The organism is Streptomyces sp. NPDC019937, from assembly GCF_040631655.1.
GTDB lineage: Bacteria > Actinomycetota > Actinomycetes > Streptomycetales > Streptomycetaceae > Streptomyces.
In genome coordinates this window covers 368,560-394,459 of sequence record NZ_JBEYAL010000001.1, presented here as the reverse complement: position 1 = coordinate 394,459, position 25,900 = coordinate 368,560, and the positions used below count along the sequence as shown (strand labels likewise).

The window sequence follows — 25,900 nt, the reverse complement described above, 5'->3', positions numbered from 1 at the left end:
ATACGGTGACCGGCCCGGGTTCGGCTGTCACAGCACCGCGACCGGGGTGACCGGCGAGCCCGTCCCGCCCGGCACGTTCAACGGCGCCACGACCAGTAGAAAGACAAAGCGGCCCGCCCCGGCGGTGGCGGCGGAGAGCGCTTCGAGATCGAGGTTGTCCAGCAGCGGCACCCCCATCGCGGTCAGGGCGAGGGCGTGGACCGGGGAGTGCACACCGTCCACCGGCGAGGGCCGTACGTCGCTGTCGCCGTCCCCGCCGAGCAGGGCGATACCGCGCTCGGCCAGCAACGGGACGGCGTCCACATGGAGCCCCGCGCTCGCCGCGCCGGGGTCCCAGGCGCCGCGCTCCGCCCGGCGGCGCGGGCTCCCGGAGCGCAGCAGCACCGCGTCCCCCTCGTCGATCGTCACCCCCAGCGCCCGTTCGGCGGCGGCGATGTCCTCGGCGTGCACCGCCTGCCCCGGCTCCAGCCAGGCGGTGCCCAGGACGGCGGGGAGGTCCAGCAGGACGCCCGTCGTGACAAGCGGCCCGAGCGGGCCGACCGCGCCGTAGTGGGCGCCCGCCGCGTCGATCACCTCGTGCGCCGCCCGGCCCCCGTAGAGCTGCCCCCGGTAGGCGACGTGGCACAGCGCGTCGAGATGGGTGATGCCCTTGCCGTGGTAGTCGGCGGCGAGGAAGTCCTTGTGGACGGCGGGTTCCGGCGCCTCCACGTCGCCGAGGTCCGTCATGTGGTGCAGGGCGGGATTGGGGTTGTCCGGTGCGGGCCGCGTGTTCCAGGGCAGCGCCAGCGGGACGACCACCCCGGACCGTACGCGGGCGACGGCCCGCCGCACATGCTCCGGGGCCACCCGGTTCCAGGCGCCGCGACCGGCCGGGGTCCAGCGCCCCCAGGTCCGGACCGTCTCGAAGAGCGCGTCGAACTGCTCCCGGGAGACGGCGGGTCCGTTGCTGCTGGTCATCCGTGCTCACCCCGAGGGGGTTCGGAACGGTTTCCCCCGAAAATTCTACAAGCGCCGGACCTACGCTGCGGCGGCCCGCCGCTCCCGGCGTCGGCGGAGGCGGACCCGTCCGCCCCGGGCGGGGACGATCGTCACCGCTACCAGCCGGGCCGGTTCCGGGGGCCCTGCCGGTTCGGGGACGGCGGCCGCGAGGATTTCCCGCAGGGCGGTCTCGATCTCCAGCTGGGCCAGGGACACCCCGATGCAGCGCCGCACGCCGCCGCCGAACGGGGTCAGCGCGTAGGGACCCGGGTCCGGGCCCAGGTGACGCCGGGGCCGGAAGGCGTCCGGTTCCGGCCACAGCTCGGGGTCGAGGTGGGTGAGCGGGAACAGCGCCGCGACGAACGCGTGCCGCGGCACCGGACGGCCGCCCAGCTCCGTGTCGTGTGCCGCGGTGCGCATGGCGTTGTAGACGGCGGGGCGCAGTCGGCCCGACTCCTTGACCGTCGCCTTGAGCAGCTGGTCCGAGCCCGCGTCGAGGTCGGCGATCAGGTCGTCGCGGGCGGCGGGGTGGTGGGCGAGCAGATGCAGGGTCCAGGCGATCGTGGTCGCCGTGGTCTCGTACCCGGCCAGGACCAGGCCGGTCAGCTCGTCGAGCAGCTGTGCGTCGTCCAGCCCGGCCCCGTGGTCGTCGCGCGCGTCGAGCAGCAGGGACAGCACGTCGTCGCGGTGGGCGCGGTCGGGTGCGGCCCGGCGCGCGGCGATCTCCTCGCGGGTCAGGTCCCATACGGCCGCGCGGAGCCGGTGGAAGCGGCCGCCCGGCGAGAGCGGCCCGAGGTCGCGCCGCAGCGGCCCCGGCAGGAACAGGACGGCCAGGTTGCCCGTGGCGACGTACGCGCTCAGCGCGCGGCGGAAGGTGGCGACGCGGGCCGGGTCCGTCAGGCCGAGGACGACGCGCAGGATGACGTCGAGCGTCAGCCGCTGCGCCCACGGCCGCACCGGCACCCCGTCGCCGCCCAGCAGTTCGGGCAGCCCGCTGTGCACCAGCTCCCGCACCCGCTGCGCCCAGCGGGTGATCCGCTCCCCGTGGAAGGGGGGCAGCAGAAGCTTGCGGTGGGTCAGGTGCGGGGGTGGCGGTGTGCAGATCAGCGACCGGGTGCCGATCGCGGGCGCCAGCAGGGCGGCGGCGTCGCCGCCGGTGAACCGCTGGTGGTCGGTCAGCACCGCCCGGTTGGCGGCGGCGCCGGCCGCGCAGACGAGGGCGCCGCGATAGGGGTACGTACGGAGCGAGAAGACCGGTCCGAACCGGCGGCGCAGGGAGCGTGCGTAAGCCAAGGGGTCCCGGAGCATCCGCGCCGTCTGCACGGGCCGGGGCGCTCGGGAGGCGGGCGGGAAGCGCCGGGGGTCCCACGGCGGCTCGCGGGTGAACGCGTCGCTCATGGCTGCCAGGGTCCCGCCGGGTCGTCGTAGGCGGCGACGTAACCGTCGGTGGCGATGGGCGCCTGGAGGAGGTCGTCCGGGATGGCGAACGCCTCCACGAGGGCGAGCGCGTGGGGGGCCAGCTCGGCACCGGCGCGGTCGACGGCGGGGGCGAGGTCGCGGACGACTTCGGCGGTGAGGTGCCCGTCGGCGAGCAGCGGGCCCGTGTGGGGGGCGAGGCGTTGCAGGACGAACAGCCGGAAGACCTGCTCCAGCAGACGCCGCGTGGCGTCGTCGGCGACCCGGTCGACGGCGGCCAGGAACGCCTGGCCGGCGCACCGGGTGGCGTACGCGTCGACGAGGTCCAGGGCCGGGTTCACCGCCTGGTTCCAGCGGTCCAGCGGGCCGTCGCTGGGCAGGCTGACCCGGCCGCGGGCGTGCTGGAGGCAGGACAGCTCGTGCCGCACGAGCAGGTCGAGCAGGGCGGCGCGGCCGGTCGGCGGGCCGGCCGGGGCGGCGGGGGCCGCTGGCGGGCTGTAGCCCCGCCCGGTCAGCATGTCGGCGGCGGCCTTCGTCCAGATGACGAGGTTGTCCCCCTCGGCCGTGATGGTGGACTCGATCGGCGTGATCAGGTCGACGATGCGGTTGGCCGACAACAGCCCCTGGGCGCCGCAGCGTTCGCGGCATTCGAGCACGATGTCCCGGGCCTGCCAGGTGATCCAGCCCTTCGCCGCCGCGACCAGGACCTCCACCTCGGCCGATGCGGGGTCCTCCCGCCCGCTGCCCGCCCGGCGGGTGACCTCGCGCAGCAGGAAGGTCGCCGCGTAGGCGCGGGCCGCCGCCCCGAGGAGCCGGGTCTGGTGGCAGCGGTAGGCGAAGACGGGGACGCCGGTCCGGCTCGCCGGGGCGAAGGTGTGCCGCCGGTGGGCGTACCGCACGGCGACGGTGAGGCCCGCCCGGGCCCCGCCCAGCGCCGCCGCGGCCAGGCAGAGCTTGCCCGTGGTGACGCGCTGGATGGACCGCAGGAACCGGCGGCGCCGGCTGCCGATCGCGCTGCGGAAGGCGCCTTCGGCGGTCAAGTCCGCGTGGTCACCGGCCAGCAGGGCCGAACGGTCCAGGACGACCTGGTCGAACGAGGTGATGGCGTGGTCGACCGCCGAACCGGGGGTCTCCGACAGGGGGCGTATCCGGATGCCGGGCAGCGGCCCCCGCTCGTCGCGCAGCGGCACGAGGAACAGGAACACGCCGCAGTCCTGGCCGCGGACGATCAGCCTGGCCGCGACCAGTCCGCTCTTGCCGCCCCCGGCGGGGCCGGTGTTGGGCATGAACTTCTGCGCCCCGGCCGACGGGGTGTGCAGGACGAAGGTGTCGGTGCCCGGCTGATGGACCGCCGTGGTCTCCAGCTCGGCTGCGTTGTTCCCGTAGCCCAGCTCGGTGATCAGGACGGTGCCGTACCGCCGCAGCCGGGTGAACGGTGTGAGGTCGACGGTGCGGTGGGGGTCGAGGCGGAGAAGGCTGCCGAGGAACAGGTTGTAGTGGATGGTCGCCAGCGTGGTCAGCGAGCCGTCGACCATTCCCAGCCACTCGTGCAGCGACACCAGCCGGTCCGTCGCCGTGACCAAGTCCTCGACGGACGCGATTCTTTCATTGACAATTCGCAAACGCTCATAAGCCAGCTCCGAACGCTCCGCCGGTGACAATCCATCGCGGTAACGGAAAATGTCCCGACGGAAATGATCCGTCCAGGGTCTGTGCAGCTCGTCGAATCGTCCGTCGAAAAGCGCCTCGGTCAGCAGCGGCACCCGTGCCGGGCCCGCCAGGACGGCAGTGCCCATCTCCGCGTCCTCCCCCCGCCCCACCTCCACCGGCTCAGTTCACAGCGCGCCGAAGAGCAGATGGCTCGCGGTGTTGGCCGGGTCCTCGTCGCAGTAGTACTGCGTGGCGGCCGCCATCAGCTGGTCCTTCGACAGCTGCCCGTCCTGCTCGGTCAGCCGGTCGAAGGCCGCCGCGGCCTCCGCCGCGGGGACACCGACGGCGGAGATGACCGTGACGAAGTCCTCCCGGCCGACCAGGCCGTCGTCGTCCCGGTCGGCGAGGTGGAAACCGGCCCGGTACAGCGGGCCGATCAGCACGTCGAACTGGTCGCTCACCTGGCGCAGGGCCTGCCGGAACTCGCCCTTGTCGATGCGGCCGTCGCCGTCGGCGTCGGCGGTCTCGCGCAGCGCGCGCCAGTACGTGGTCATCGCGTCGGCGTATTCCTTGCCCTTGGGCGCCGTGCGCTCCTCGCCGAAGGCGGCCAGAACGCGGCTGCCCATCAGTTCGAAATCGTCTTCGGCGATCACGCCGTCGCCATTGGCGTCCAACAAGGCGAACAGCTTTTCGTACTTCTGGTCCAGTAGTGCGCCCATATGAGTCCCCACCCTCCAGTGCCGACGGTTCGCCGCGCTCCGAATATTTTCCGAAGCGCAGAAAAGATTACCGAGGGCGGCCGGGAGAATTCACCCGTCATCACGTCTCTTTGGAGTGAAAAGCGCGCCGCGCGGATGACGTCAGGCGTCGCGTCGGCAGACCGCCCGCCAGCCGGCCAGGAGCGCGGCCGCCGCCCACAGCGCCAGCACCGCGAGGCCCGTCCAGGGGGCCGGGCCTCCCTCCGGGACCTGGTGCAGCACTTGTTGTCCGGCGCGGTCCGGCAGGTAGTCGGCGGCCGACCCGGCGACGTCGCCGACCACGAAGCCCACGATCAGGATGAACGGGATGAGCAGGCTCAGGACGGCGGTCGCGCTGCGCAGCAGGAAGGTGAGGCCCGCGGCGAACAGGGCCATCAGGGCGAGGTAGATCCCCGCGCCGACGCAGGCCCGCAGCGCTCCCGGTTCGCCGAGGCCGATGGCGTACTCCCCCAGGAACGCCTGGCCCGCGAAGAAGGTGGCGAAGGCGGTCGCGAGCCCCACGGCGAGGGCGGCGGCGGCCACGGCCGCCGTCTTGGCCGCGTAGAACAGGCTCCGGTGCGGTACGGCCGCCAGGGAGATCCGCAGGGCGCCGCCCGCGTACTCGGAGGAGACGGCGGTGGCCCCGAAGGCGATGGCGGCGATCTGCGCGAAGTTGATCGCGTAGAAGGCGCCGAAGACGGGGTCTTCGCCGCCGTCGGCCTCCGCCCGGCCGACGGTGGCGAAGACCAGGACGGTGATGGCCAGGGTGGCGGCGAAGACCGCGACGAGGGAGCCGAAGCTCGCCCGGATGGATCTGATCTTCAGCCACTCGGAGTGCAGCACCGCTGTGACGGACATGGCCGGGTCTCCTCTTCTCGGGTGGTGGTTCTCAGGTGGTGGTTCCCAGGTGGTGGGCCGCTTCTCAGGTGGCGGCGGCGGTGAACTCCGCCTGGTCCGCCGTGAGCGCGAAGTAGGCCTGCTCCAGCGAGGCGCGTTCGTCGGCCAGTTCGGACACGGGGATGCCCTCGCGGGCGGCCACGGCCCCGATCTGCTCGGCCTTGGCGCCTTCCACCACCCATCCGCCGTCCTCGCTTTCCAGGACCGTGAATCCGCCGCTCAGCAGCGCGGCCCTCAGCCGGGTGGGGTCGCCGGTGCGCACCCGTACGCGCGCCCGGCTGTGCCGCTCGATGAAGTCGGGCATGGAGACGTCGGCGAGGAGGCGGCCCCGGGCGAGGACGACGAGGTGGTCGGCGTAGGTCGCGGTCTCGTTCATCAAGTGGCTGGAGACCAGGACCGTGCGGCCCTCCCCGGCGAGCCGGCGCAGCAACCCGCGGATCCAGACGATCCCTTGCGGGTCGAGGCCGTTGGCGGGCTCGTCCAGCAGGAGCACGGGCGGGTCCCCGAGGAGCGCGCCGGCGATGCCGAGGCGCTGGCGCATGCCCAGCGAGAAGGTCTTGACGCGACGGCCCGCCACGGTGGCGAGACCGGTCTCCTCGAGGACCTCGTCCACACGGCGGCCCGGAAGACGGTTGCTGACGGCGAGACAGCGCAAGTGGTCGCGGGCGGTCCGGGAACCGTGGGCCGCCTGCGCGTCGAGCAGGGCGCCGACCGTGCGCAGGGGTTCGCGCAGCGTCGCGTACGGGCGGCCCGCCACGGTGGCGGTGCCGGAGGTGGGGCGGTCGAGGCCGAGGATGAGACGCATGGTGCTGGACTTGCCCGCGCCGTTCGGGCCGAGGAAACCGGTGACCCGGCCCGGTTCGACGCTCAGGGTGAGCCGGTCGACGGCGCGGGTGCTGCCGTACTCCTTCGTCAGGTCGTGTACGTCGATGCTGGTCATGGCTTCAGCCTGGCCGTACGGACCGGTGGTGGGCCTCCCCCGCCGGAGGAGACCGTCTCCCCCGCACGGGGGAACCACCGCCCCGCCCGCTCTGCCACGATGACGGCATGCCAGGCCCTCTGCTGCCGCTGACCCGTGCGGTCACCTACACCCGCTGGCTTCATGTGCTGGTGGGGGCGATCGTGCCGTTCGTCTGCGCCGCCGTCTATCCGGGGCTGACGCGTCCCGCCCTGACCGACTGGCTGCTGATCGCGGCCCTGCCGGTCCCCCTGGTCCTGGCGGCGGCCGTGGTGCCCGAGGTGCGCCGGGCTGAGGGGCTGCAGGCGCGGCTGATGCTGTTCCCGGGGCCGCAGGCGCGGGTGCGCGGTGAGGAGGACCCGGGGGTCTCGGCCGCGCCGTCCGCCTCGTGGAGCGACCGGGCCAGGACCGGTGGCTGGCTGGTGCTGCGCCTGGAAGTGGGGCTCGCCGTCGCGCTGGTGACGGGACAGTTGATGGCCCTGTGCCTGTCGCTCGCCGGGGCGGCCGCCGGGCACCCCGGCGTGGGCGACGCGCCGTTGCGGGTGTCCGGCGGGGGCTGGGGGTATGCCCTGCTGGTCCCGGTGCCCCTGCTGGCGCTGGTCGCCCTGGCCGCCGGGGCGGGCGCCCTCATGGCGGAGGCCGCCCGCCGGCTGCTCGGCCCGTCGGCCAGGGAGCGGCTGGCCGAGTTGGAGGAACGTACCGAGCGGCTGCTGGAACGCAACCGCATCGCCCGGGAGTTGCACGACTCCCTCGGCCACGCCCTCACCCTGGCCGTGGTGCAGGCGGGTGCGGCGCGGGCGGCGGGCGACCCGGACTTCACCGGCCGGGCGCTGGAGACCATCGAGGAGGCGGGGCGGGCCGCGCTGGAGGACCTGGAACGGGTCCTGATGGTGCTGCGCGAGACGGCGCCGCCGGCCGGCGCCCGCCCGGCCCTGGGCGACGCGGACCGGCTGCTGGAGTCCGCCCGGTCCTCGGGGGCGCGGATCGACGCCGAGGTGACCGGTCCGCTGGAGGGCGTACCGGGGCCGGTGTCCCGCGAGGGCTACCGGATCCTCCAGGAGGCCCTGACCAATGTGCTGCGGCACGCGGGCCCCGTCCCCGTCCGCGTCCGCATCGCCGTGGACGAGGCACGGCTGCGGCTGGAGGTGCGCAACCCCCTGTCCGCGGCGGCAGCGGTGGCCGTCACGGGTGGCGGCAGCGGACTGCGCGGGATCCGGGAGCGCGCCGCGCTGCTCGGCGGCGAGGCCCGGACGGAGCGGGACGGCGGCCAGTGGCTGGTCCACGTCGACCTGCCGCTGGGGTGATCTAGGCTGGGCGGATGCTCACCGTTCTCCTGGTCGACGACGAGCCTTTGGTGCGGGCGGGCCTGCGCGCCGTCCTTCAGGCGCAGCCGGACATCGAGGTGGTGGGCGAGGCGGCCGACGGCGCCGCCGTGATCCCCCTGGTGCGGCGGCTGCGGCCGGACGTCGTCGCCATGGACGTACGGATGCCGCTGATGGACGGCATCGAGGCCACCCGGGCCGTCCTGCGCACGGTGCCGGACCCGCCGAAGATCATCGTGGTGACGACGTTCGAGAACGACGAGTACGTGTATGGGGCGCTGCGCGCGGGAGCCGACGGTTTCCTGCTGAAGCGGGCGCGACCGGCGGAGATCGTGCACGCGGTGCGGCTGGTGGCCGAGGGCGACTCGCTGCTGTTCCCGGCGGCGGTGCGCCAGTTGGCCGCCTCGTACGGTGAGACCCGCGGCAGCGCCGAGGGCCGGGCGGCCCTGGAGCGCGCCGCGCTGACCGAGCGGGAGGGTGAGGTGCTGCGGCTGGTGGCCCGCGGACTGTCGAACGCGGAGGTGGCGGCGCGCCTGGTGGTGGGCACCGAGACCGTCAAGTCGCATATGAGTTCCGTGCTGGCGAAGCTCGGTGCGCGGGACCGCACCCAGGCGGTCATCGCCGCGTACGAGTCCGGCTTCGTCTCGCCGGGCCACTGACCCGTCGGCAGCGCCCCGCCACGGCCCGGGCGGTGCCCGCGTCAGGTGAAGAACCCTATGTAGGACGAGGCGAGGCTCGAGACCAGCCAGAACACCCCGAAGGCGATACCGATGATGATCAATATCGCCAGCACGTTGTCCACCTTGCCGACGGACGTGAACGGAGATCGGGGCTCGGGGTCATGTGGACTCATTGACCCAACATACGACAATAAGTCGGCGCGTGTGATGACTCGTTGATGTTCCTGCCGGCAGCCGGACGCCTGGGGCTCATCGGCGCAGCGCGCGGGCGCACCAGCCGATGACGGCCGCGTTGATCAGCGCCCCGAGGACGACGGCGGCCACGAGTACCGCCTCGTGCCCCGGCAGTACGAGCAGTACGAGGCTGACCGGGGCGGTGGCGAGGAGCGGGATGACGCCCGCCATGGACTCGTCCGAGCTGTCGGTGGCGGTCACCACGAGCGCCCAGACGAGCAGGGCGGCGCACACCGCGAGGTAGACGCGGGCGGCCAGGGTGCGGAGGGCCTGGCGCAGGTGGCGGGGGAAGGGGCGGCCGGGAGCGGTCATGGTGGGGGTCTCCTCGTCTCACGTGCTGCTGCGGGTGGGGGTGAGGTGGGGTCAGAGGGGGCTGCCGGGCAGGTTCGGGCGGGCGAGGCCGAGGTCGTACGCGAGGATCGTCGCCTGTACCCGGTCGCGCAGCCCGAGCTTGCGCAGCAGCGCGTTCACATGGGATTTCACGGTGCCGACGGTGATGCCGAGGTCGTCGGCGATCTCCGCGTTGTTGAGGCCGGAGGCGACCAGGGTGAGGACGTCCCGTTCGCGGCCGGTCAGGCCGTCCAGCTCGCGGGGGCCGCTGCCGCCGCCGGTGCCGGGAACCCGTCCGGAGGCGTAGTGGCCGATGAGCCGGCGGGTCGCGGTCGGGGCGAGCACGCTCTCGCCCGCGGCCACCACCCGGATGCCGTGGAGGAGTTCGGCGGCGTGCACGTCCTTGAGCAGGAAGCCGGAGGCACCGGCGCGCAGCGCGTCGAAGACGTAGGAGTCGAGGTCGAAGGTGGTCAGCACCAGGACCCGGGGGGCGTTCTCGCGGCCGGTGATGATCCGGGTGGCGGCGATGCCGTCCAGTTCGGGCATGCGGACGTCCATGAGGACCACGTCGGGTGCCAGTTCGCCGGCGAGGCGTACGGCGGCGGCGCCGTCGCCGGCCTCGCCGACGACCGTCATGTCGTCCTCGGCGTCGATCACGGCGGCGAACCCTGCCCGTACGATGCCCTGGTCGTCGACGACCAGCACCGTGAGGCTCATCGCTTCCCCTCCTCTTCATCGTGGTTCCGCGGCGCGGCGGCGGCCGGGTCGAGTGGCATCCGCAGGAGGAGCGTGCCCGGCGGGCCGGTGGTCAGGGTGCCGCCGAGCGCCGCCATCCGCGCGGCCAGCCGCTCGCGCACGGCGGGGCGTTCGACGCGGGGTACCCCGGTGGCGTGGAGTGTCAACGTGTCGTCTTCCACGTCGATTTCGAGCAGCGCGGGTTCGTCGCCGACGGCCGCGAGGACCGTTTCGGCGGCGTGGTAGGCGGCCAGGTCCACGGCGGTGGGCAGCCGCTCCGGCACGCGGTCGGTCAGCCGTATCCCGACGTCGCGGCCGGTGGCCCGGCATTGGTGGGCGAGCAGGTCGAGGGCCTGGAGGGTGGGCCGGGGCCGCAGTTCGGGCGCGGTGTCGCCCTCCCGGACCGTGTCGAGGAGGGCGCGCATCGCGGCCAGGGCCTCGCGGGCGCGTTCGGCGGTCGCGTCGAGCCGGCCCGCCTCCGCCTCGGCGACCATGCCGGCGGTGTGCGTCAGGACGGTGGTCTCCAGCCCGGCGGCGATCCGGCGGCGCTCGGCCCACGCGTCCCGGACGGCCTCCTCGGTCCAGGCGGCGAGGCGTTCCTCGTGGGTGCCCCGGGCGGCCCGGGCGCGCCGCCCGCGTACCGTCCCGGCCCACCGGGCCCCGCCGACCGCCAGCGAGGCCCCGGCCGTGGCCCCCGCGGCGGCCGCCCAGCCGGGGACCGTCGTGCCCCGGTCCAGTACGGCGGCGGTGGCGGCCGCCGCGTGCACGGCCACGGCCGCGACCGGGGCCAGGAGCCGGGCCGCCGTACGGGCAGCCGTACGCTCCTCCCGGGCCGCGTCCGCGCCGAGTGCCGCGCAGGTGGCGAGGATGCTCAGGGCGGGCGGCAGCAGGACCGGACCGGTGTACGCGCCCATGGCCATCGCCACCGGCCACAGCGGGACCAGCCCGAGCAGGACTCCGTGGGCGGTGCGGGGCGCCCGGCGCAGCCACAGCAGCGCGACGGCCTGGGCGGCGGCCAGCAGCGCGAAGAGCACCCCCGCGGGCACGGGCGGCCCGCCCGGTGTGTGCTCCGCCCGGATGACCAGGGCCGGGAGCAGCGGTTGCAGACACAGCCCGGCGGCGGCCGTCAGCTGCGCCAGGCGGTGGCCGCGCGGTACGGACCGCTCGGCGGGGGCGACGGTCCGGCCGGGCAGCACCGCCCGTACCTCCCAGCCGCCGTCCGCCGTGGGGCCGCTGGTCAGGGTGCCGCCCGCCTCCCGGGCCCGGGCCCGCAGGAAGCCCTGGCCGCGTCCGCCGCCGAGGCCCGCGCCGTACGCGGCCGAACCGGCCGGTGGTGCGGCGCTGGTGACCACGACCTCCGTGTCGGTCTCGCCGTACCGGCACCGCACGTTCGTCCGCGCGCCGGGGGCGTGGCGTGCCACGTTGGTCAGCGCCTCGCGCACGATGCCGTAGGCCGCGTCGGCGACGGCGCCGTCCGGCAGGGAGTCGATCTCGCAGTCCACCGGCTGGTCCAGCCGCCGGAACCCCGCGATCAGATCGCGCAGCCGTTCCTGTGGTGACGGCAGGTCCTCCCGCGAGGGCGCCGGGGCCCGCACCGCGCCGAGCGCCCGGGTGACCTCGCGGCCGGTCTCGGCCGCGAACTCCAGCGCCTCTGCGGTGAGTTCGGGACGACGGTCGCGCAGTCCGAGCGCGGCGCCCGCGGAGACCACCACGGCCGTCAGATGGTGGGCGCTGACGTCGTGCAACTCCCGTTCCATGCGGCGCCGCTCGACTGCCGGGAGCCGGTGGCGCTCGGCCTCGGCCCGCCGCAGCACGTGTTCGGCCGCGCGCCGCGCGCGGCGGGTGCGCCGCACCAGCAGGCCGGTGCCGCACGCGGCGGCGTACAGCAGCGCGGTCAGCACGAGGCCGAGTCCGTCCCGGTCGCCGATCCCGTGCAGGCCGATGCCGTGCAGCAGCTGCCAGGCAGCGAGCGTCACCACGCACAACACGGCGGTGAAGGTGTCGCGTTCGGTCGCCACGGTGAACAGGGCCAGCGCCACGCCCGCCGTCCCGAGGACCGCCACCGCGCCGGTGGGCAGCGGCCCGGCGCCCAGGGCGCAGACGGCGGCGGTCAGGGCGAGCGCGGCCACCGGACGCGTACGGCGCAGGGCGAGGGCGGCCGTCACCAGTCCCCCGACCAGGGCCGCCACCAGGAGGGCGGACGCGGGCGGGACGGCCCCGCGCGCCAGTCCCGCCCCGGGCCACACCACGGCCTGGGCGCCCATCAGCAGGACCGGGATCAGCCGGTCGTCGTTTCGGTTCATAGCGGTTCAAGGCTAGGTCCGCAGGTGAGGGCCGCCCCTCCGGCTGGAGGCGGATTCCGTCTCTACCTCTGGTTCAAGGCGGTGATCATCCCTCAGCGCGAAGACCGCGCCGGGTCCAGGTCCATAGAGTCGATCACATCGAGAGGGCGGCCGAACGCCCCGATGAAACCCACCCTGATGAATCCGGGAGATTCCCATGTCCAAGCGTGTTCTGGTGTCCTCGCTCATCGGCGTCGCCGTCCTCGGCGGCGTCGCCGCCGGTGGCCTCGCCACGGCGTCCGCCGCGTCGAAGCCGACCGTGGAGAACGGCTCGGCCCGCTACGTCGCTCCGGCGCACGGCGCCCCGGGCGCCCTCACGTACACCGCGGACGTGAGGGACGACTCCGGCATCCGTGGGCTCAAGGTCCTCGCCTGGCCCGCGAGTTCCCGGCTCGACCCGACCGCGGCGGAGCTTCGGCACGCGGAGGACGCCACGTGTCGGAGCACCACGGCCGGGACCTCGCGCTGCACCTACACGCTGCGGGTCACCGAGGAGGAGGAGGCCGAGCTGGCCGAGGGCACCTGGTACGTGTCGGCGCTGGCGACGGCCGAGGACGGAGACACCGCGTTCGTGCCCCGCGGCGCCTCCTTCGCCGTCACGCGCTGACGTCTCGCCGGCCCGCGGGCCGGCGACGGAAAACGTTCCGCCGCTGGACTGTTCTCCTCTGCATGGTGGATGATCCAGCACGATCAGCGGGACCAAGCGGGATCCAGGGGGATCCAGGGGGAGGACCAGCGGCCGTGGCGAGAGAACACGTGGTGGGAGAACGAGGGTTGAGCGAACGAGCGGACGGGACGCGTTCGCCCCGCACCCTCGCCGCCGTCTCGGCGGTGCTCACCGGGACGATGGCGCTGTACATCGCGCTCGTCGCGTTCGGCAACATCACCGATTTCGGCACCAACCAGCAGTTCGTGCGGCATGTCCTGGCGATGGACACGACGTTCAAGGACGACGACCTGATGTGGCGGGCGATCACCTCGACCGCGCTCCAGGACGCCGCCTACATCGCCATCATCGCCTGGGAAACCCTCGCCGCCCTCGTCCTCCTCGCCGCGACGGCCATGTGGTGCGCGAGCCTGCGCGCAGGCGGAGGCGGCATACGCCGCGCCCGGCGGGCGGGCACCGTGGGGCTGTTGATGCTGATGCTGCTGTTCGGCGCCGGGTTCATCGCCATCGGCGGCGAGTGGTTCTCCATGTGGCAGTCGAAGTCGTGGAACGGGCTGGACGCCGCCACGCGCGTCTTCCTGCTCTCCGGGATCGTCCTGCTGCTCACGCACCTGCCCTCGGCCTCAGCCGAGCGCGCCGAGCCCGGCGCCGAGGGCTGATCGCACCGTCGAGGCGGTGGGTCCGTCGCCGTCCAGGAAGCCCAGGAGTTCGTCGCGGGTCGGCCCGGTGGCGGGCCCGTGCCGGGTGACCGCGAAGGCGGCCGCCGCGTTGGCGCCCCGTACCGCCTCCAGCGGGTCCAGCCCGCCGCCGAGGAGGGCCAGCAGGGCTCCGGCGTGGGCGTCGCCCGCGCCGTTGCTGTCGACTGCGGTCACCTGACGGCCGGGGACGTGCACGGCCTCGCCGCCGGGCGGTACGAGCCAGCACCCGGCCGCGTCGGCCCGCAGGATCACCCCGGTGTCCGGGCCCAGCCGGGCGGCGAGCGCGGCAGCGGTACGCCGGGCGTCGTCCAGACCGGTCAGCAGCCGCCCCTCGCGCTGGTTGCAGCTGATCCAGTCGCAACGGGCCAGGGCCACGCGCAGCACGTCCTCGGGGATGTCGGCGACGAGCGGCCCCGGGTCGAGGAAGACCCGCGCGTCCGGGGGCAGCCGCGCGATGAGCCGGGCCAGGACCGGGCCGCCCGCCGGGTGGGCGAGCGCGTATCCGGAGATCTGCACCAGATCGCCGGGCCGCAGCGCGGCGAGCACCGCCGCCGCGTCCGTCTCGGTCAGCCGGGCCTCCGCTCCGAGGCTGGTGGCGAAGGTCCGCTCGCCGTCCTCGTCGACGAGGGCGACGCAGAAACCGGTGTCGGTGTCCGGCAGCGGGGGCAGCAGCACCTCGATGCCTTCCCGCGCGAGGTCCGCGCGGACGCGGTCCCCGAACGGCCCCGTGCCATGGGCCCCGGCGTAGACGGCGGGCAGGCCGAGGCGGCGCGCGGCCGCGAGGACGTTGAAGCCGCCGCCGGTGACGAAGGTGGTGTCCGTGGAGACGACGTCGCCACCGCGTTCGGGCAGGGCGGGGACCCGCATGACCAGGTCGACGATGGCGTTGCCGAGAAGCAGCATGCGGCTCACGCGGGCTCCTGCGCGGTCGGCTCGGGCAGCGTGTGCGCCGGGGCGGGCGGCTCGAAGGCCGCGTCGGGACCGTCGGACGGCGTCTCGGCGCCGCCCAGCCGCCGCAGCACCGCGTAGACGCCCGCGGCGAGGGCGAGGGTCACGACCCACCCCAGGCCGTTGGTGCCGACCCAGGTGCCGGAGAGCGGTCCGGCGAACCAGACGTCCTTCGGGCCGGTGGCGGCCTCGGTGAAGAGCAGCCCCACCACGATGGCCACCAGCCACGCGCCCAGCGCGGTCCAGCGGACGCCGCCCCGGAACCAGTAGCGGCTGGTGGGGCCCACGTCCATCAGCGCCGCGCGGTCGTAGGACCGCCGGAGCATCAGGTCGACCGCGAAGACTCCCACCCAGGCGGTGATCGGCACGGCCAGGAGGGTGAGGAAGGTGATGAACGGTCCGTAGAAGTCCTTGGCGATCAGGATGAAGTAGATGCCGCCCGCGAAGGTGACGACCACGTCCAGCCCGACGGCCACGGTGCGCCGGACCCGTATCCCCAGCGTGATCATGGTGAGCCCGGCGGAGTACACCGACAGGTGGTTGGAGAGCAGAAGGCCGCCGAAGGCCGCGATCAGATACGGGATCGACATCCAGGAGGGCAGCATCGCGTTGATGGCCGAGACCGGGTCGGCGGCCGACGCCAGATCCGGCTGCCCCGCAGCGAGCAGCGAGCCGAGCGAGATGAGCACGACCAGCGGGATGCCCGCGCCGAACGCGGAGGCGGCCACCAGCTTGCGGCCGGGGATCTGCCGGGGCAGGTAGCGGGCGTAGTCGGCGCCCGCGTTGGCCCAGCCGATACCGGTGCCGGCGGCGACCATCCCGGTGCCCACGATCATCGCGCTCACCGGCCCGGCGGGGGCCTGGAAGACCTTGTCCCAGGCCACGGTGGCGCCGAGGAAGGCGATGACGACGAGGTTGAGCACCCCGAAGGCATAGGTGGCCCACTTGTTGATCCACATGATGGTGGCGTGCCCGAGACCGCTGATCAGCAGGGTGCAGCCGATGAAGACGAGCAGGCAGACCACGGTGAGGACGGCGTTCTGGTGGATGCCGAACGCGACGTTGAGCAGGGCCAGCAGGGCGAAGGCGGCCGTGGTGGTGTTGATCGTCTCCCAGCCCAGGCGGCTCAGCCAGGTGATGAGGGTGGGGCCGGCGTTGCCGCGGACTCCGAAGACCGCGCGGGAGAGGGTGAGGGCGGGCGCGCCACCGCGCTTGCCCGCGATGCTCAGCGCTCCCACCAGGGCGAACGAGCCGAACGAGCCGATGATGGCGACGAGGGCCGCCTGCCAGATGTTCAGGCCGCGGAAGCTGACGAGGGCGGCGCCGAGCGGCAGCCCCAGGATGCTGATGTTCGCCGCGAACCACGTCCAGAACATCTGCCCGGGGTGGCCGTGGCGCTCGGTGTCGGGCACCGGCTCGATGCCGCGTGTCTCCACCGCGCCGACGCGGTCGTCCTGCGAAGCGGCCATGGTCGTACCTGTCTTTCTGTGCGGGACTGCGGGCCGTCCGCGCCGCCTTCGGGGACTGGGCGTGTGGCGCGGACGGCAGGTGGTCACCCGGCTGCGGCGGCCCGCAGCTCGAGGAGGGAGGTGGCCAGCGGCTCCAGGTCGAGGCCGTTGACGGAACGGAGGGTGGTGAGCGCGTCGGTGGGGAGGGCCGAGGCGCCGCTGATGGATCCGGCGATCGCGCCGGCGATGGCGCCGATGGTGTCGCAGTCGCCGCCGAGGTTCGCCGCCAGGAGGCAGGCGCGCCACGGTTCGCCGTCGGCCAGGGCGAGGACGGCGAAGGCCGCGGGCACCGACTCCTGGCTGGCGACGCTGGTGCCCACGAGGTCGTTGACGCGGTCCAGGGCCCGCTCCTCGGGCAGGCCGCGGACCAGTTCCACGGCCCACTCGATACGGGCCGCGATGGACGCGCCGTACACCCAGTGGCCGCGCTCGGCACCGGCCGCCGCGGCCGTGATCGCCGCGGCGAACGCGTCCTCCAGACCGCCTCCGCCGACGCCACGGCTCACCGCCGCGGCCACGGCCGCGGCGGAGGCGATGCCGAGGGTGGTGTCATGGGTGACCCGGCAGGCCGCCGCCACCTGGTCGACGAAGGATTCCAGGGGCTTGTCGGGGAAGGCGACGCCGACCGGGGTGATCCGCATGGCGGCGCCGTTGGTGGAGCCCGACCGGCCCGCCTCCTCGGGCGGCACACCGCGCGAGACGGCCTCCAGGGCGGCCTTGGTGGAGGGGCCGAGCAGGTCGAACGAGCCCTTGGCCTTCATGGCGCGCTCCCACTCCAGCAGCTCCTGGGCGAGTCGCAGCGGGTCGATGTGTCCGTTGCCCTCCACCAGCAGTCGCCCCACCAGCACGGCCTGATCGGTGTCGTCGGTGACCGCCCCGGCGGGCATGCCGGCGCTCACCGGATTCTCCGCCGGGCCCGGCTCGAAACCGGTCACGGTGCCGAACCGGGCGACGATCGACCGCCGGGGCATGATCTGGGTCGGCATGCCGAGGGCGTCGCCCATCGCCAGGCCGTACAGGGCTCCGAGTGCGCGGTCGTGCAGGTGGTTCATCAAGGCTTCCTGTCGGGGTGAGGGGGGTGAGGGGGTGGCGGGCGGCGGTTCAGTGGGGCGGTTCGCCGAAGCCGAGGTGGAGCTGGAAACGGGCGGGGTCCAGCAGGCTGGTGACGTGCTCGACGACGCGGCCGTCGGCCCCGCGGCTGACCCTGCGGGTGCGCAGGAACAGGTCGCCCTCGGCGCGCCGCAGCAGGGTCGCCTCGTCGGCGTCGAGCCCGGCCACGGACGCCCACTCGTCGCCGTGGGTGGCGCGGACCCCCGCCGCGGCGAGGGTCTTGGTCAGCGAGGCGTCCACCAGGCCGCGCAGCGGCACCTGGGCGAGCGCCGGGAGCAGCGGGACCCTGCTGCGCTCCAGCGAGACGGGGGTGCCCTCGGGCAGGATACGCAGCCGGTCCAGGGCCAGGAACTCGACGCCCTCGATGCCCAGCTCCCCGGCCAGCGGGGCGTCGCGCACCGCCTCCAGGCGCAGCACCTCGGTGGTGATCCGGGCGCCCTGGTCGGCCAGGGCCCTGGTCCAGCCGAGCCGGTTGTCCAGCAGGCCGCCGTCGAAGGTGACGAACGAGCCGACTCCGGCGTGCGTGGAGATCAGCCCGCGCTTGTTCAGCTCGTCCAGGGCCTGCCGGACGGTGTTCCGGCTCACCGCGAAGCGCCGGGTCAGCGCGTGTTCGCCGGGCAGCCTGCTGCCCGGCTCCAGGGCACCGCTGTGGATCTCACGCGCCAGGACACCGGCGATGCGCTGATGCTTGAGGACCTGTTCAGTCATGTCCAGAAGCTAGCTGTACCTGTTCAGTCCTGTCCAGACCTCCAACCGTCGAGAATGAATCGGTGATGGTCGCGGCTCAGCGCAGGTGGTCGTACGTCCCGGCCGCGGTGAACGCGTCGTTGATCGGCGTGACGAGCTCGGCGAGGCGACGGGCGCCCGCGTCGCCGATCGGCGCCCACAGCGGGGCGCACAGCTCGTCGGTCTCGACCTCGATCCGCTCGCGCGACGTAGTGCCCTCGTCGGTCACGGTGCCGTCGGCGTCGAGCCAGCCGCGCGCGGCGAGACGTGCCGTCGCCGCGGCCCACTCCTCGTCGTTCCACTGGCGGATCGAACGCGCGAGCCCCACCGGGACACGGCCCGTCGCGGCCTGCAGGACGTTGCAGTCGCACGCCCCGAGGCCGTGGGCGGCGAGCACGGCGAGATGCGCGTCGCCGCGCCACTCGCGCACCACCGTTATCTGCTGCCACAGCGCGACGAGCGGATCGGACGGGAGCGCGACCGCCGCGTTCGCGGCGGCCAGGGTCTTGCCCGCGTATTCGGCGCCGGCGACGACCGGGTCGATCAGCGACCGCGCCTCCGCGATCTGATCGGCCGCGAGGTTCACACCGACGCGCTGTAACGCACGGTCGGCACTGGCGAAGCGGGCGGCCTGCCACTGCTCGGGCGACGCGGCGTCCCACACGCCCGTCATGGACCGCACCGCTCGCGGGCTGAAGCTGTAGAAGGTCGCGAGCGCGACCTGCCACGGGACCGCCCCCATCGCGGCCGACCGGAAGGCGAAGTACGCCGGTCCGCGCTCGGTCACACCGAGCTTGGCGGCCTCCTCCGCGGCCTCGGGGACGAAGTAGATGAACATGTGGGCCGCGCTCATGGCGCCGCTGACCGCGCGAACGTCGCTCATACGACTGCTCTCCTGACGAGTTGAAGGTCCGTCATCACAAACTGACGGTTGATCATCGACCATAGCAGCAATAATCGATTATCAGCGGGCAGCCGTCTATGCTGGGGATATGCCACAGAAGATGCTTTCCGAGCAGGTCTACGCCTGCCTGCGGGATGCGATCATGCGGGGGGACTACGCCCCCGGCGAGGCCCTCAAGCCGCAGGACCTGGCCAGGGAGCAAGGTGTGAGCCTGGCCGTCGTGCGCGAGGCGCTGGTGCGGGTGGTCGGCGACGGCCTCGCCGACCGGCTGCACAACCGCGGCTTCGCCGTTCCCGCCCTCACCGACCGGTGCCGGCAGGAGATCACCGAGGCCCGGCGCACGGTCGAGCCGGCCGTCCTGCGCACGTCCGTCGAGCGCGGCGACGTCGACTGGGAGGCCCGCGTACGGGCCGCCCACCACCGCCTGGCCCGCACCCCGGCGTCCGCGCCGGAAGAGGGCACGTACTCCTGCGACACCTGGTCCGAGGCCCATCGGGTCTTCCACCGGACTCTGCTGGAGGGCTGCGGCAACTCCGTGCTGCTGGAGACCTTCGACCGGATGTGGACGGCGAGCGAACTGGCCCGCCGCTGGTCGGCACACCGCGCCCCCGGCCGGGACGGCGCCGACGAGCACCGCCGGCTGGAGGAGGCGGCGCTGGCCCGCGACGCCGACGGCGCGGCCGCGCTGCTGGTCCAGCACCTCACCCCGACCGACCCTTCCTAGCGACCGGTCCGGCGCTCCATCCAGCGCTCCAGGCCCGCGGCGTCCAGCGGCAGGTCCGCCGAGAGCACCTCGGCGCCGTCGGGAGTCACCAGGAGGTCGTCCTCGATGCGGATCCCGACCCCGCGCAGCTCCGGCGGGACGCTCAGGTCGTGGGCGTGGAAGTACAGGCCGGGTTCCACGGTGAGCACCATGCCGGGGGCCATCTCGGCGCCCTGGTACGCCTCGTACGAGGACTGGGCGCAGTCGTGCACGTCGAGCCCGAGGTGGTGGCCGATGCCGCAGACCAGCCAGCGGCGGTGGTGCTGGCCGCGGTCGGACAGCGCCTCGTCGGCGGAGACCGGGAGCAGCCCCCAGTCGTCGAGGCCGTGCGCGATGACCTCCATCGCGGCCTGGTGGAAGTCGGTGAAGCGCTTCCCGGGGCGCACCTGGGCGAGCGCCGCGCGGTGGGCCTTCTCGACCAGGTCGTGGACCTGGGTCTGCGCGGCGGAGAAGCGGCCGGAGGCGGGGAAGGTGCGGGTGACGTCGGCGGTGTACAGGTCGAGGGTCTCGACGCCCATGTCGAGCAGGACCACGTCGTCCGGGCGCACCGGGCCGTCGCAGCGCACCCAGTGCAGGGTGGGGGCGTGCGCGCCGCTGCCGACGATCGTGGCGTAGCCGGGGCCGTTGCCGTAGGTGCGGGCGTGGCGTTCGAAGGTGCCCTGCAGCCAGCGCTCGCCGGGGCCTTCGAGGGCGGTGGGGAACTCCCTGACCACGGCGGCGAATCCGGAGACGGTCCGGTCGACGGCCTCGCGGAGCCGGGCGATCTCCCAGTCGTCCTTGATCATGCGCAGTTCGGCGAGGGTGCGCTCCAGTTCGGCCGAGGGCTTGTGGTCGTCGGTGGTGAGGGGCCCGCTGATCAGCGGGTCGGTGAGCCGGGTCAGCGCGGACTCCAGCTCACCGGCCGGGCGCACCTCCAGCTGGAGCGCGTCCGCCCAGTCGCCGGGGCCGGGGGCGGCGCCGACCCACAGCTCGCCGTAAGCGGCGTCGGAGAAGAACCCCGGCTCGCCCGGATGGGCCGGGGGCGGCAGGTAGAGGGTCGCGTCGTGGCCCGCGCCCGAGGGCCGCAGGACGAGGACGGCGTCCTCGGCCGAGCAGCCGGTGAGCCAGGCGAAGTTGCTGTCCGGGCGGAAGTCGTAGCGGGTGTCGTTGCTGCGTACGGGGGCGCTGCCGCCGGCCACGACGATGGCCCGGCCGGGGAACAGCGCGCCGAGCCGGGCGCGGTGCGCTGCGGCCGCCTCGGGTGCGCCGGGGGTGGTGGGCGGCGTGCGGTCGGGGGTGGCCCAGCCCTGGCTCATGTACGCGGCGAAGCCGGGGATGTCGCCCAGCCGGGGCAGGCGGGGGTCCGGTTCGGTGGGGACGGGCCCGGACCGGCCGGGGGTCGTGGGCGTCCGGTCAGCCATGGGTGGTGCCTCCTTGGTCGCTCGTACGATCGTTGCCCGGCCGGTCCGCCGCTCGAACGTCGCCCGGGCCGACGGCCGCCCGCGCGCGGCGGACGCGGCGGGCGCGGTCCCGGGCGGGGTTGGTGCGCGGGATCGCGGCCGGCAGGGTGCCGGTGTACGGGGCCCGGGGGTCGGTGAAGACCCGTTCGCACGGGCCCGTCCCCACGACTGCGCGGGGTAGCGCTGAGAGCGGTCGGGTCGAGTTGGAGCCCCCGGCGCGGGCCGGGGGCCGTGGTGGGGGAAGCGGGGGTCAGCGCGAGCAGCGGAGGGCGCGCAGGGAGATGGCGTCGCCCATCACCCGCATCCCGTCGTCATTGGGGTGGAGGTGGTCGCCGCCGTCGTAGGCCGGGAGGATCCGGGAGGGCGCCGCGGGGTCCCGGACGGCCTTGTCGAAGTCCACGACCGCGTCGAACTCGCCGCTGCCGCGGATGAAGGTGTTGACCTGTTGACGAACCGTCTCGTCGACGGCCTCGTACTCCCGCCAGCCCTCGTACGGCATGACGGTCGCGCCGACCACGCAGACGCCGCGCGCGTGGGACCTGGCGATGATCTGCCGGTATCCGGCGATCAGTTCGTCGGCGGTGGGGCCGGGCGTGGACTTGATGTCGTTGATGCCCTCGAAGAGGATCGTCGTGCGCACTCCGGCCTGGGAGAGCACATCCCGGTCGAGCCGCTTCAGCGCGCTTTCGGCGGAGCCGTCGGCGAGGACCTTGTTGCCGGAGATGCCCTCGTTGGCGACGCCCTTGAGCCGCGAGCGGGGGTCGGCGAGCAGCCGGCGGGCGAGGAAGTCCGGCCAGCGGCGGTTGGTGTCCTGGGAGGAGGCGGAGCCGTCGGTGATCGAGTCGCCGAAGGCGACGACGGCGCCGGTGCCCGGCCGCGGCCGCACGACGGCCGCGTCCAGGTAGTACCAGGAGGTGATCGCTTGCGTGTACGCGTCGGCGCCCTCCTCCGCGGCGTGGTCCCCGGCCGGTGCGACGTACTGGGTGGCGCGGGCCCCCTTGTGGCCGGTCGCGAGGGTGCCCGCGCTGCGTACGTAGAGGCTGATCGCGAGGTCCGACTGGGGCCGGACGCCGCCCGGCAGCGGATCGCTGTAGACGACGCCGCCCGCCGGTACGGTCACCGACGAGGCGCCGCGGAAGGTCAGCCGCCGGTTGCTGCCGGGCACGACCGCCGCCCCGGAACCGCGTACGCCCGCGTAGGCGTGCCCGAAGGTCACCGGCTGGTCGCCGTAGGCGTTGGAGAGCCGGATGCGCAGGTCCCGGCCGCCGACGCTGGTGTGGATGACGAACCGGTAGGTCAGGTCCTGGGTCGCGGTCCCGGCCGGGTAGGCGCTGGAGCCCCAGGTGACGACGGCGGAGCGGGGGGCGGGCGGCGTGCCGGGCGCGGTGGCGGACCGCGCCGTGAGCTGGGCGGCGTTGGACTCGGTTCCGGTGACCACGACGACCCCGAGGGCGGCGGCGGTCGCGGCGAGGACACCGAGGGCGCGGGTGGGTAAGCCAGGTCTCTGCATGATGGGGCGTTTCCCTCTCACGAGTTGGGTGATCGGATGAATTGATGCGCATTCCGATCTGCCTGTCGAGAGAGCGCGCCATATTCCGAAACTTTCGACGCCCACCGCCTTATGTCATCGGACCTATTGGCCTCGTCGACGGACCGCGGTACAGGGAGTGGTCCGAGAGCCGGGGCCGGACGGCCACCGCGATGCTGCTCGACCGGCACCGGGCCGTGGACGCCGTCCTGTGCGGCAGCGATCAGATGGCCCGTGGCGCCCTGGACATCCTGCGCGAGCGCGGCCACCGGGTGCCGGAGGACGTGGCGGTCATGGGCTTCGACAACCGGCAGGTCCTCACCTCCGCCTCCCGGCCCCCGCTGACCAGCGTCGACATGAGCCTGGAGCAGGTCGGGGCGGGCGCGCGCGCCTGTTCGGCGCGATCGCCGGGGCACCGCGCACGGGGGTCGGGACCCTGGTCTGCCGCGTGGTGATCCGGGAGTCCACGGCGCCGGTGTCCTGAGCCGGGATGCCGGGACAGCACACCTAGCGGGAGGACGCCTCGCTCCGCGCCCGTGGGGAGATGGCGTACAGGTCCAGGATCTCGGGCCGCGGCGCGACACCGGGACCGCCCGCGGAGACCCACGCGGCGATGTCCTCGGTCGCGTCCGGGTCGTTGACCAGCCCCAGCCAGACCGGCCGCGCACCGGCGGCACGGCCCTCGGCGGAGGGCTGTACGACGATGACGTTGGCGTGGTCGCAGGCGTCGAGGCACTCGGAGATCCGCACCGGCGCCACCTCGCGCAGCCGCTCGGTCTGCGCCGCGTGATCGACGCGGGACAGCTTGGCGCTGCCGCAGCAGCAGTCCCGGCACACGACGACGCTGCAGGGTACCGGGCCGGTCTTCATCGGCGTGATTTACCTTTCCTTCGACAACGGATGAGCCCTCCGCATAGTTTCAAGGTCATCTGTATCGCACAAGGATCCGGGGGTGCGGCCGTGCGAACACCCCTTTCACCAGTACCGGCCCCAGCCGGCGGGCCGCGAAGAGCATCTCGGCCTCTTCCCCCGTCTCCGGCCGGTCCGCCCAAGTAGAGCCAGCCCCGCGGAAGCAGTCGACCATCCGGCGGGCGCCCTCATCGGCGGCGCGGCCGGCCGCAGCCCGGCGGCAGGCGTCGCAGCCGGACCGTGATCTCGGTGACGACACCAAGAGTGCCCTCGGCACTGGCCAGGAGCGCCGCCGCCCAGCGCGGCGGTCAGGCAGGGCCGCGGCGTCCAGGCTTACTGGGCACGGCAGGTCCTGAGGTAGCTGAGGAACGACGCCTGCAGCCCAGTCACGTGCGTTTCGCGCATGAGTGCGCTGGTGACGGATCCGCTGCGTGAGGTGAGGCGGTGAAGGAACGTGGCCGCGTTCTTCGCGAGATTCTGGTAGACCGCCACGTCTCCGAGGATCTCCCGGTCGTTGAAGGTCACGTGAAGCTTGGTGGCAGGCAGGGTGTCACCCATTGCGTGAAGACGAGCGAAGACCTGACTGTCCGCATGGACAATGCCGGGGCTGCCCGCGCCGATGCTCTCGAAGAAGGTGCTATTGGTGAGCCAGGCGTAGAGACTGAAGAGTCCGCCGTAGGAATAGCCGAAGAGGCCGTGACCGCTCGGGGCTGTGCCGTAGTCGCGCTCGATCCGCCGGTGCAAGTCGTCGGTAAGGAAGTTCAGGAACATGTCCCCGCGGCTGTCGCTCAATTCAGCGAGGTAGGCGTCGGCTTGCTCGCGAGTCATCGTGCCCGCTTCGACCCCCATCTCCACCGCCTCGATGAACTCCTTCGCGATGGGCTCGCCGGGGGGCACGAGGTCGCGGTTGCGCAACCGCTCCCAGTGCTCTGCTTCCTCGCCTGCGTAACCCACGCTGACTTGGACGTAGGGCTGAATCGACTGCATGGGGTCCAGTTGCGTGACGATGAGTGGGGCGGTCATGCCCACGGCCCAGTTGCCGTCGAGCACGTACACGACAGGGGCTTGCGCGGCGGCAGGATCGTAGTGCGGTGGCGTGGTGACCCAGACGCCGTAGTCGTGCCCGCCGCTGGAGCGCATCTCGAAGTAGTCGGTGTGGGCGAGACAGCCCTGCCACATGGCGCTCATCTGAGGTCCTTCACGATGTGGCCGCCCTGGATCACGAGGACGGCGTTGGTGGGGTCGGAGAACAGTTCTGGGTCTTCGAGCGGGTTGCCGTTCCAAAGAACGAGGTCTGCCTGCGCGCCGGGAGTGATGACACCCACCTGGCCGGACAGGCCGAGGATCTCGGCGTTGGTCCGGGTCGCCGCCACGAGCGCTTCCATCGGCGTCTCGAGGGCTGCGCGCAGGCTGAGTTCTTTGCCGCGACGGTCCTGGGCCGGACCGATGAGATCGGAACCCAGCCCGATCCGTACTCCTGTGTGCCTGGCGACAGCGAGCGCCTTCGTCATCTGCTCGCGTGTGCCTCTGGCCCGGTCGCCGATCGACTCGGCGAGTCCGGCTCCGGCGGTGTCGTGCAGCAGTTGCTCGACGACAGCGAACGTGGGCACGAGGGCAACCTCGCGAGCGGCCATCAGGGTCGCTGTGGACTCGTCGAGGCCGGTGCCGTGCTCGACACAGCGCACCCCGGCCTCGACCGCATTGCGTATGCCCTCGTTGTTGTGGGCGTGAACTGTCACGTAGGTGTTCCGTGCCGCAGCTTCTTGAACTGCAACAGCGATCTCTTCGACGGTGAACTGGGTGTCGGTCAGTCGATCATGTGCGCCCACCACGCCGCCGGTCACACAGAGCTTCAGGAAGGAGGCTCCGCGACGGAAGGCTTCGCGGACGTTGTGCCGCAGCTCGTCCGCGTTGCCCGCCATCATGGAGAGGGCGCACAGGCCCGGGATGTGGTGGCTGCTCCACAGCTCGGTGGGTTCCCATGCGGCTCCGTAGTAGCCGTGCCCGCCGATCTGGCACTGAACAGGTCCGCACGACAGGACGCGCGGCCCTCTGACCTTGCCCTTCGCGATCGCGGTGACGACACCGCCGTCGATCCCGCCGGTGTCGCGAACGGTGGTGAAGCCGGCGTCGAGCGTCGCGCCGGCCGTGGCGAAGATGTCCGCCGCGATCTCGGCGGCGCTTATCCGAAACGAGAAGTGCGGCTGGATCGGGCTCGACAGGCCCAGGTGGACGTGAGCGTCGATCAGGCCGGGCGTCATCGTCAATCCCTCGGCATCGAGACGCTCGCCGTGCGCGCTGGAGGCACCGAGTCGCACGATGCGGCCGTTCTCGATGGTGATGTCGAGGTTGCTGGGATCGCGCCCCGATCCGTCGATGACCGCCGCGCCGACTACATGAGCAGGTCCCATAGCCGATCCT

General features: G+C 73.3%; 27 protein-coding genes. 6 read left to right on the top strand and 21 right to left on the bottom strand.

All coding sequences use genetic code 11. From position 1 onward, the window contains the following. Positions 1-27: 27 nt before the first annotated feature. From ABZ562_RS01565 to ABZ562_RS01540, 6 genes are all read right to left on the bottom strand, one after another. Positions 28-957 (bottom strand): cyclase family protein, encoded by a 930-nt coding sequence (locus ABZ562_RS01565; RefSeq protein ID WP_361472365.1) that lies wholly within the window; start codon positions 955-957, stop codon positions 28-30. Between the two features lie 60 nt (positions 958-1,017). After that, complete coding sequence (locus ABZ562_RS01560; protein WP_361472362.1) at positions 1,018-2,376, bottom strand: cytochrome P450; 1,359 nt, start codon at positions 2,374-2,376, stop codon at positions 1,018-1,020. Then, positions 2,373-3,977 carry an acyl-CoA dehydrogenase gene (locus ABZ562_RS01555; RefSeq protein WP_361472359.1) on the bottom strand — a complete coding sequence of 535 codons (1,605 nt, stop codon included), beginning with the start codon at positions 3,975-3,977 and terminating at the stop codon, positions 2,373-2,375. Before ABZ562_RS01555 ends, ABZ562_RS01560 begins: the two co-directional genes overlap by 4 nt. Positions 3,978-4,229: 252 nt before the next feature. Continuing rightward, positions 4,230-4,763, bottom strand: a complete 534-nt coding sequence (locus ABZ562_RS01550; protein WP_361472356.1) for an EF-hand domain-containing protein — start codon at positions 4,761-4,763, stop codon at positions 4,230-4,232. 141 nt (positions 4,764-4,904) lie between these two features. Further along, entirely contained in the window at positions 4,905-5,639 is a 735-nt protein-coding gene (locus ABZ562_RS01545) for an ABC transporter permease (protein ID WP_361472353.1), read from the bottom strand. A gap of 64 nt (positions 5,640-5,703) precedes the next feature. Continuing rightward, a complete protein-coding gene (locus ABZ562_RS01540; RefSeq protein ID WP_361472351.1) occupies positions 5,704-6,618 on the bottom strand; it encodes an ATP-binding cassette domain-containing protein in 915 nt (304 codons plus the stop codon). Positions 6,619-6,725: 107 nt separating this feature from the next. Here ABZ562_RS01540 and ABZ562_RS01535 point away from each other — a divergent pair, with 107 nt between their 5' ends. Further along, positions 6,726-7,940, top strand: coding sequence for a histidine kinase (locus ABZ562_RS01535; protein WP_361472348.1), 1,215 nt, complete (start codon positions 6,726-6,728; stop codon positions 7,938-7,940). 14 nt (positions 7,941-7,954) lie between these two features. Further along, the gene (locus ABZ562_RS01530; protein ID WP_361472345.1) at positions 7,955-8,617 is read left to right on the top strand and encodes a response regulator transcription factor; all 663 of its coding nucleotides are present in this window, start codon (positions 7,955-7,957) and stop codon (positions 8,615-8,617) included. A gap of 41 nt (positions 8,618-8,658) precedes the next feature. Here the strand turns inward: ABZ562_RS01530 and ABZ562_RS01525 are convergent, their stop codons facing one another. The 4 genes from ABZ562_RS01525 to ABZ562_RS01510 form a co-directional block, all read right to left on the bottom strand. After that, a complete protein-coding gene (locus tag ABZ562_RS01525) occupies positions 8,659-8,811 on the bottom strand; it encodes a hypothetical protein (RefSeq protein WP_361472342.1) in 153 nt (50 codons plus the stop codon). A gap of 76 nt (positions 8,812-8,887) precedes the next feature. Beyond that, positions 8,888-9,184 carry a hypothetical protein gene (locus tag ABZ562_RS01520; protein WP_361472339.1) on the bottom strand — a complete coding sequence of 99 codons (297 nt, stop codon included), beginning with the start codon at positions 9,182-9,184 and terminating at the stop codon, positions 8,888-8,890. 51 nt (positions 9,185-9,235) lie between these two features. After that, the gene (locus tag ABZ562_RS01515; protein ID WP_361472336.1) at positions 9,236-9,919 is read right to left on the bottom strand and encodes a response regulator transcription factor; all 684 of its coding nucleotides are present in this window, start codon (positions 9,917-9,919) and stop codon (positions 9,236-9,238) included. Further along, positions 9,916-12,240 carry a histidine kinase gene (locus ABZ562_RS01510; RefSeq protein ID WP_361472333.1) on the bottom strand — a complete coding sequence of 775 codons (2,325 nt, stop codon included), beginning with the start codon at positions 12,238-12,240 and terminating at the stop codon, positions 9,916-9,918. Before ABZ562_RS01510 ends, ABZ562_RS01515 begins: the two co-directional genes overlap by 4 nt. A gap of 196 nt (positions 12,241-12,436) precedes the next feature. Between ABZ562_RS01510 and ABZ562_RS01505 the strand changes: the two genes are divergently transcribed. Then, positions 12,437-12,886, top strand: a complete 450-nt coding sequence (locus ABZ562_RS01505; protein ID WP_361472330.1) for a DUF5707 domain-containing protein — start codon at positions 12,437-12,439, stop codon at positions 12,884-12,886. A gap of 167 nt (positions 12,887-13,053) precedes the next feature. Next, on the top strand, positions 13,054-13,605 hold the full coding sequence (locus tag ABZ562_RS01500; protein WP_361472327.1) for a DUF2165 domain-containing protein: 552 nt from the start codon (positions 13,054-13,056) through the stop codon (positions 13,603-13,605). Here ABZ562_RS01500 and ABZ562_RS01495 read toward each other — a convergent pair. From ABZ562_RS01495 to ABZ562_RS01475, 5 genes are all read right to left on the bottom strand, one after another. Then, entirely contained in the window at positions 13,570-14,547 is a 978-nt protein-coding gene (locus tag ABZ562_RS01495) for a PfkB family carbohydrate kinase (protein ID WP_361472546.1), read from the bottom strand. The genes ABZ562_RS01500 and ABZ562_RS01495 overlap by 36 nt on opposite strands. 5 nt (positions 14,548-14,552) lie before the next feature. After that, positions 14,553-16,061 carry a cytosine permease gene (locus tag ABZ562_RS01490; protein WP_361472324.1) on the bottom strand — a complete coding sequence of 503 codons (1,509 nt, stop codon included), beginning with the start codon at positions 16,059-16,061 and terminating at the stop codon, positions 14,553-14,555. A gap of 83 nt (positions 16,062-16,144) precedes the next feature. Then, positions 16,145-17,152, bottom strand: a complete 1,008-nt coding sequence (locus tag ABZ562_RS01485) for an ADP-ribosylglycohydrolase family protein (protein WP_361472321.1) — start codon at positions 17,150-17,152, stop codon at positions 16,145-16,147. Between the two features lie 49 nt (positions 17,153-17,201). Continuing rightward, on the bottom strand, positions 17,202-17,918 hold the full coding sequence (locus ABZ562_RS01480) for a GntR family transcriptional regulator (protein WP_361472318.1): 717 nt from the start codon (positions 17,916-17,918) through the stop codon (positions 17,202-17,204). A gap of 76 nt (positions 17,919-17,994) precedes the next feature. After that, positions 17,995-18,819: a hypothetical protein gene (locus tag ABZ562_RS01475; protein ID WP_361472315.1), complete on the bottom strand. Its 825-nt coding sequence runs from the start codon at positions 18,817-18,819 to the stop codon at positions 17,995-17,997. A gap of 121 nt (positions 18,820-18,940) precedes the next feature. Here ABZ562_RS01475 and ABZ562_RS01470 point away from each other — a divergent pair, with 121 nt between their 5' ends. Beyond that, complete coding sequence (locus ABZ562_RS01470) at positions 18,941-19,564, top strand: GntR family transcriptional regulator (RefSeq protein WP_361472543.1); 624 nt, start codon at positions 18,941-18,943, stop codon at positions 19,562-19,564. Here the strand turns inward: ABZ562_RS01470 and ABZ562_RS01465 are convergent. The 3 genes from ABZ562_RS01465 to ABZ562_RS01455 all read right to left on the bottom strand — a co-directional run bounded on the left by ABZ562_RS01465 (position 19,561) and on the right by ABZ562_RS01455 (position 22,552). Continuing rightward, entirely contained in the window at positions 19,561-21,003 is a 1,443-nt protein-coding gene (locus ABZ562_RS01465) for an aminopeptidase P family protein (protein ID WP_361472312.1), read from the bottom strand. The two genes, ABZ562_RS01470 and ABZ562_RS01465, sit on opposite strands and share 4 nt — an antisense overlap. After that, positions 20,996-21,208, bottom strand: coding sequence for a hypothetical protein (locus ABZ562_RS01460; RefSeq protein WP_361472309.1), 213 nt, complete (start codon positions 21,206-21,208; stop codon positions 20,996-20,998). Before ABZ562_RS01460 ends, ABZ562_RS01465 begins: the two co-directional genes overlap by 8 nt. A gap of 84 nt (positions 21,209-21,292) precedes the next feature. Further along, complete coding sequence (locus tag ABZ562_RS01455; protein ID WP_361472306.1) at positions 21,293-22,552, bottom strand: SGNH/GDSL hydrolase family protein; 1,260 nt, start codon at positions 22,550-22,552, stop codon at positions 21,293-21,295. A gap of 191 nt (positions 22,553-22,743) precedes the next feature. Between ABZ562_RS01455 and ABZ562_RS01450 the strand changes: the two genes are divergently transcribed. Next, positions 22,744-23,025 (top strand): substrate-binding domain-containing protein, encoded by a 282-nt coding sequence (locus ABZ562_RS01450; protein ID WP_361472303.1) that lies wholly within the window; start codon positions 22,744-22,746, stop codon positions 23,023-23,025. Positions 23,026-23,077: 52 nt separating this feature from the next. Here ABZ562_RS01450 and ABZ562_RS01445 read toward each other — a convergent pair whose 3' ends face one another. The 3 genes from ABZ562_RS01445 to ABZ562_RS01435 all read right to left on the bottom strand — a co-directional run bounded on the left by ABZ562_RS01445 (position 23,078) and on the right by ABZ562_RS01435 (position 25,890). Beyond that, a complete protein-coding gene (locus ABZ562_RS01445; RefSeq protein ID WP_361472300.1) occupies positions 23,078-23,440 on the bottom strand; it encodes a (2Fe-2S) ferredoxin domain-containing protein in 363 nt (120 codons plus the stop codon). A gap of 372 nt (positions 23,441-23,812) precedes the next feature. Further along, positions 23,813-24,667 (bottom strand): alpha/beta hydrolase-fold protein, encoded by an 855-nt coding sequence (locus ABZ562_RS01440; RefSeq protein ID WP_361472297.1) that lies wholly within the window; start codon positions 24,665-24,667, stop codon positions 23,813-23,815. Then, positions 24,664-25,890 (bottom strand): amidohydrolase family protein, encoded by a 1,227-nt coding sequence (locus ABZ562_RS01435; protein WP_361472294.1) that lies wholly within the window; start codon positions 25,888-25,890, stop codon positions 24,664-24,666. The genes ABZ562_RS01440 and ABZ562_RS01435 overlap by 4 nt, the downstream gene beginning before the upstream one ends. Positions 25,891-25,900 lie beyond the last annotated feature (10 nt).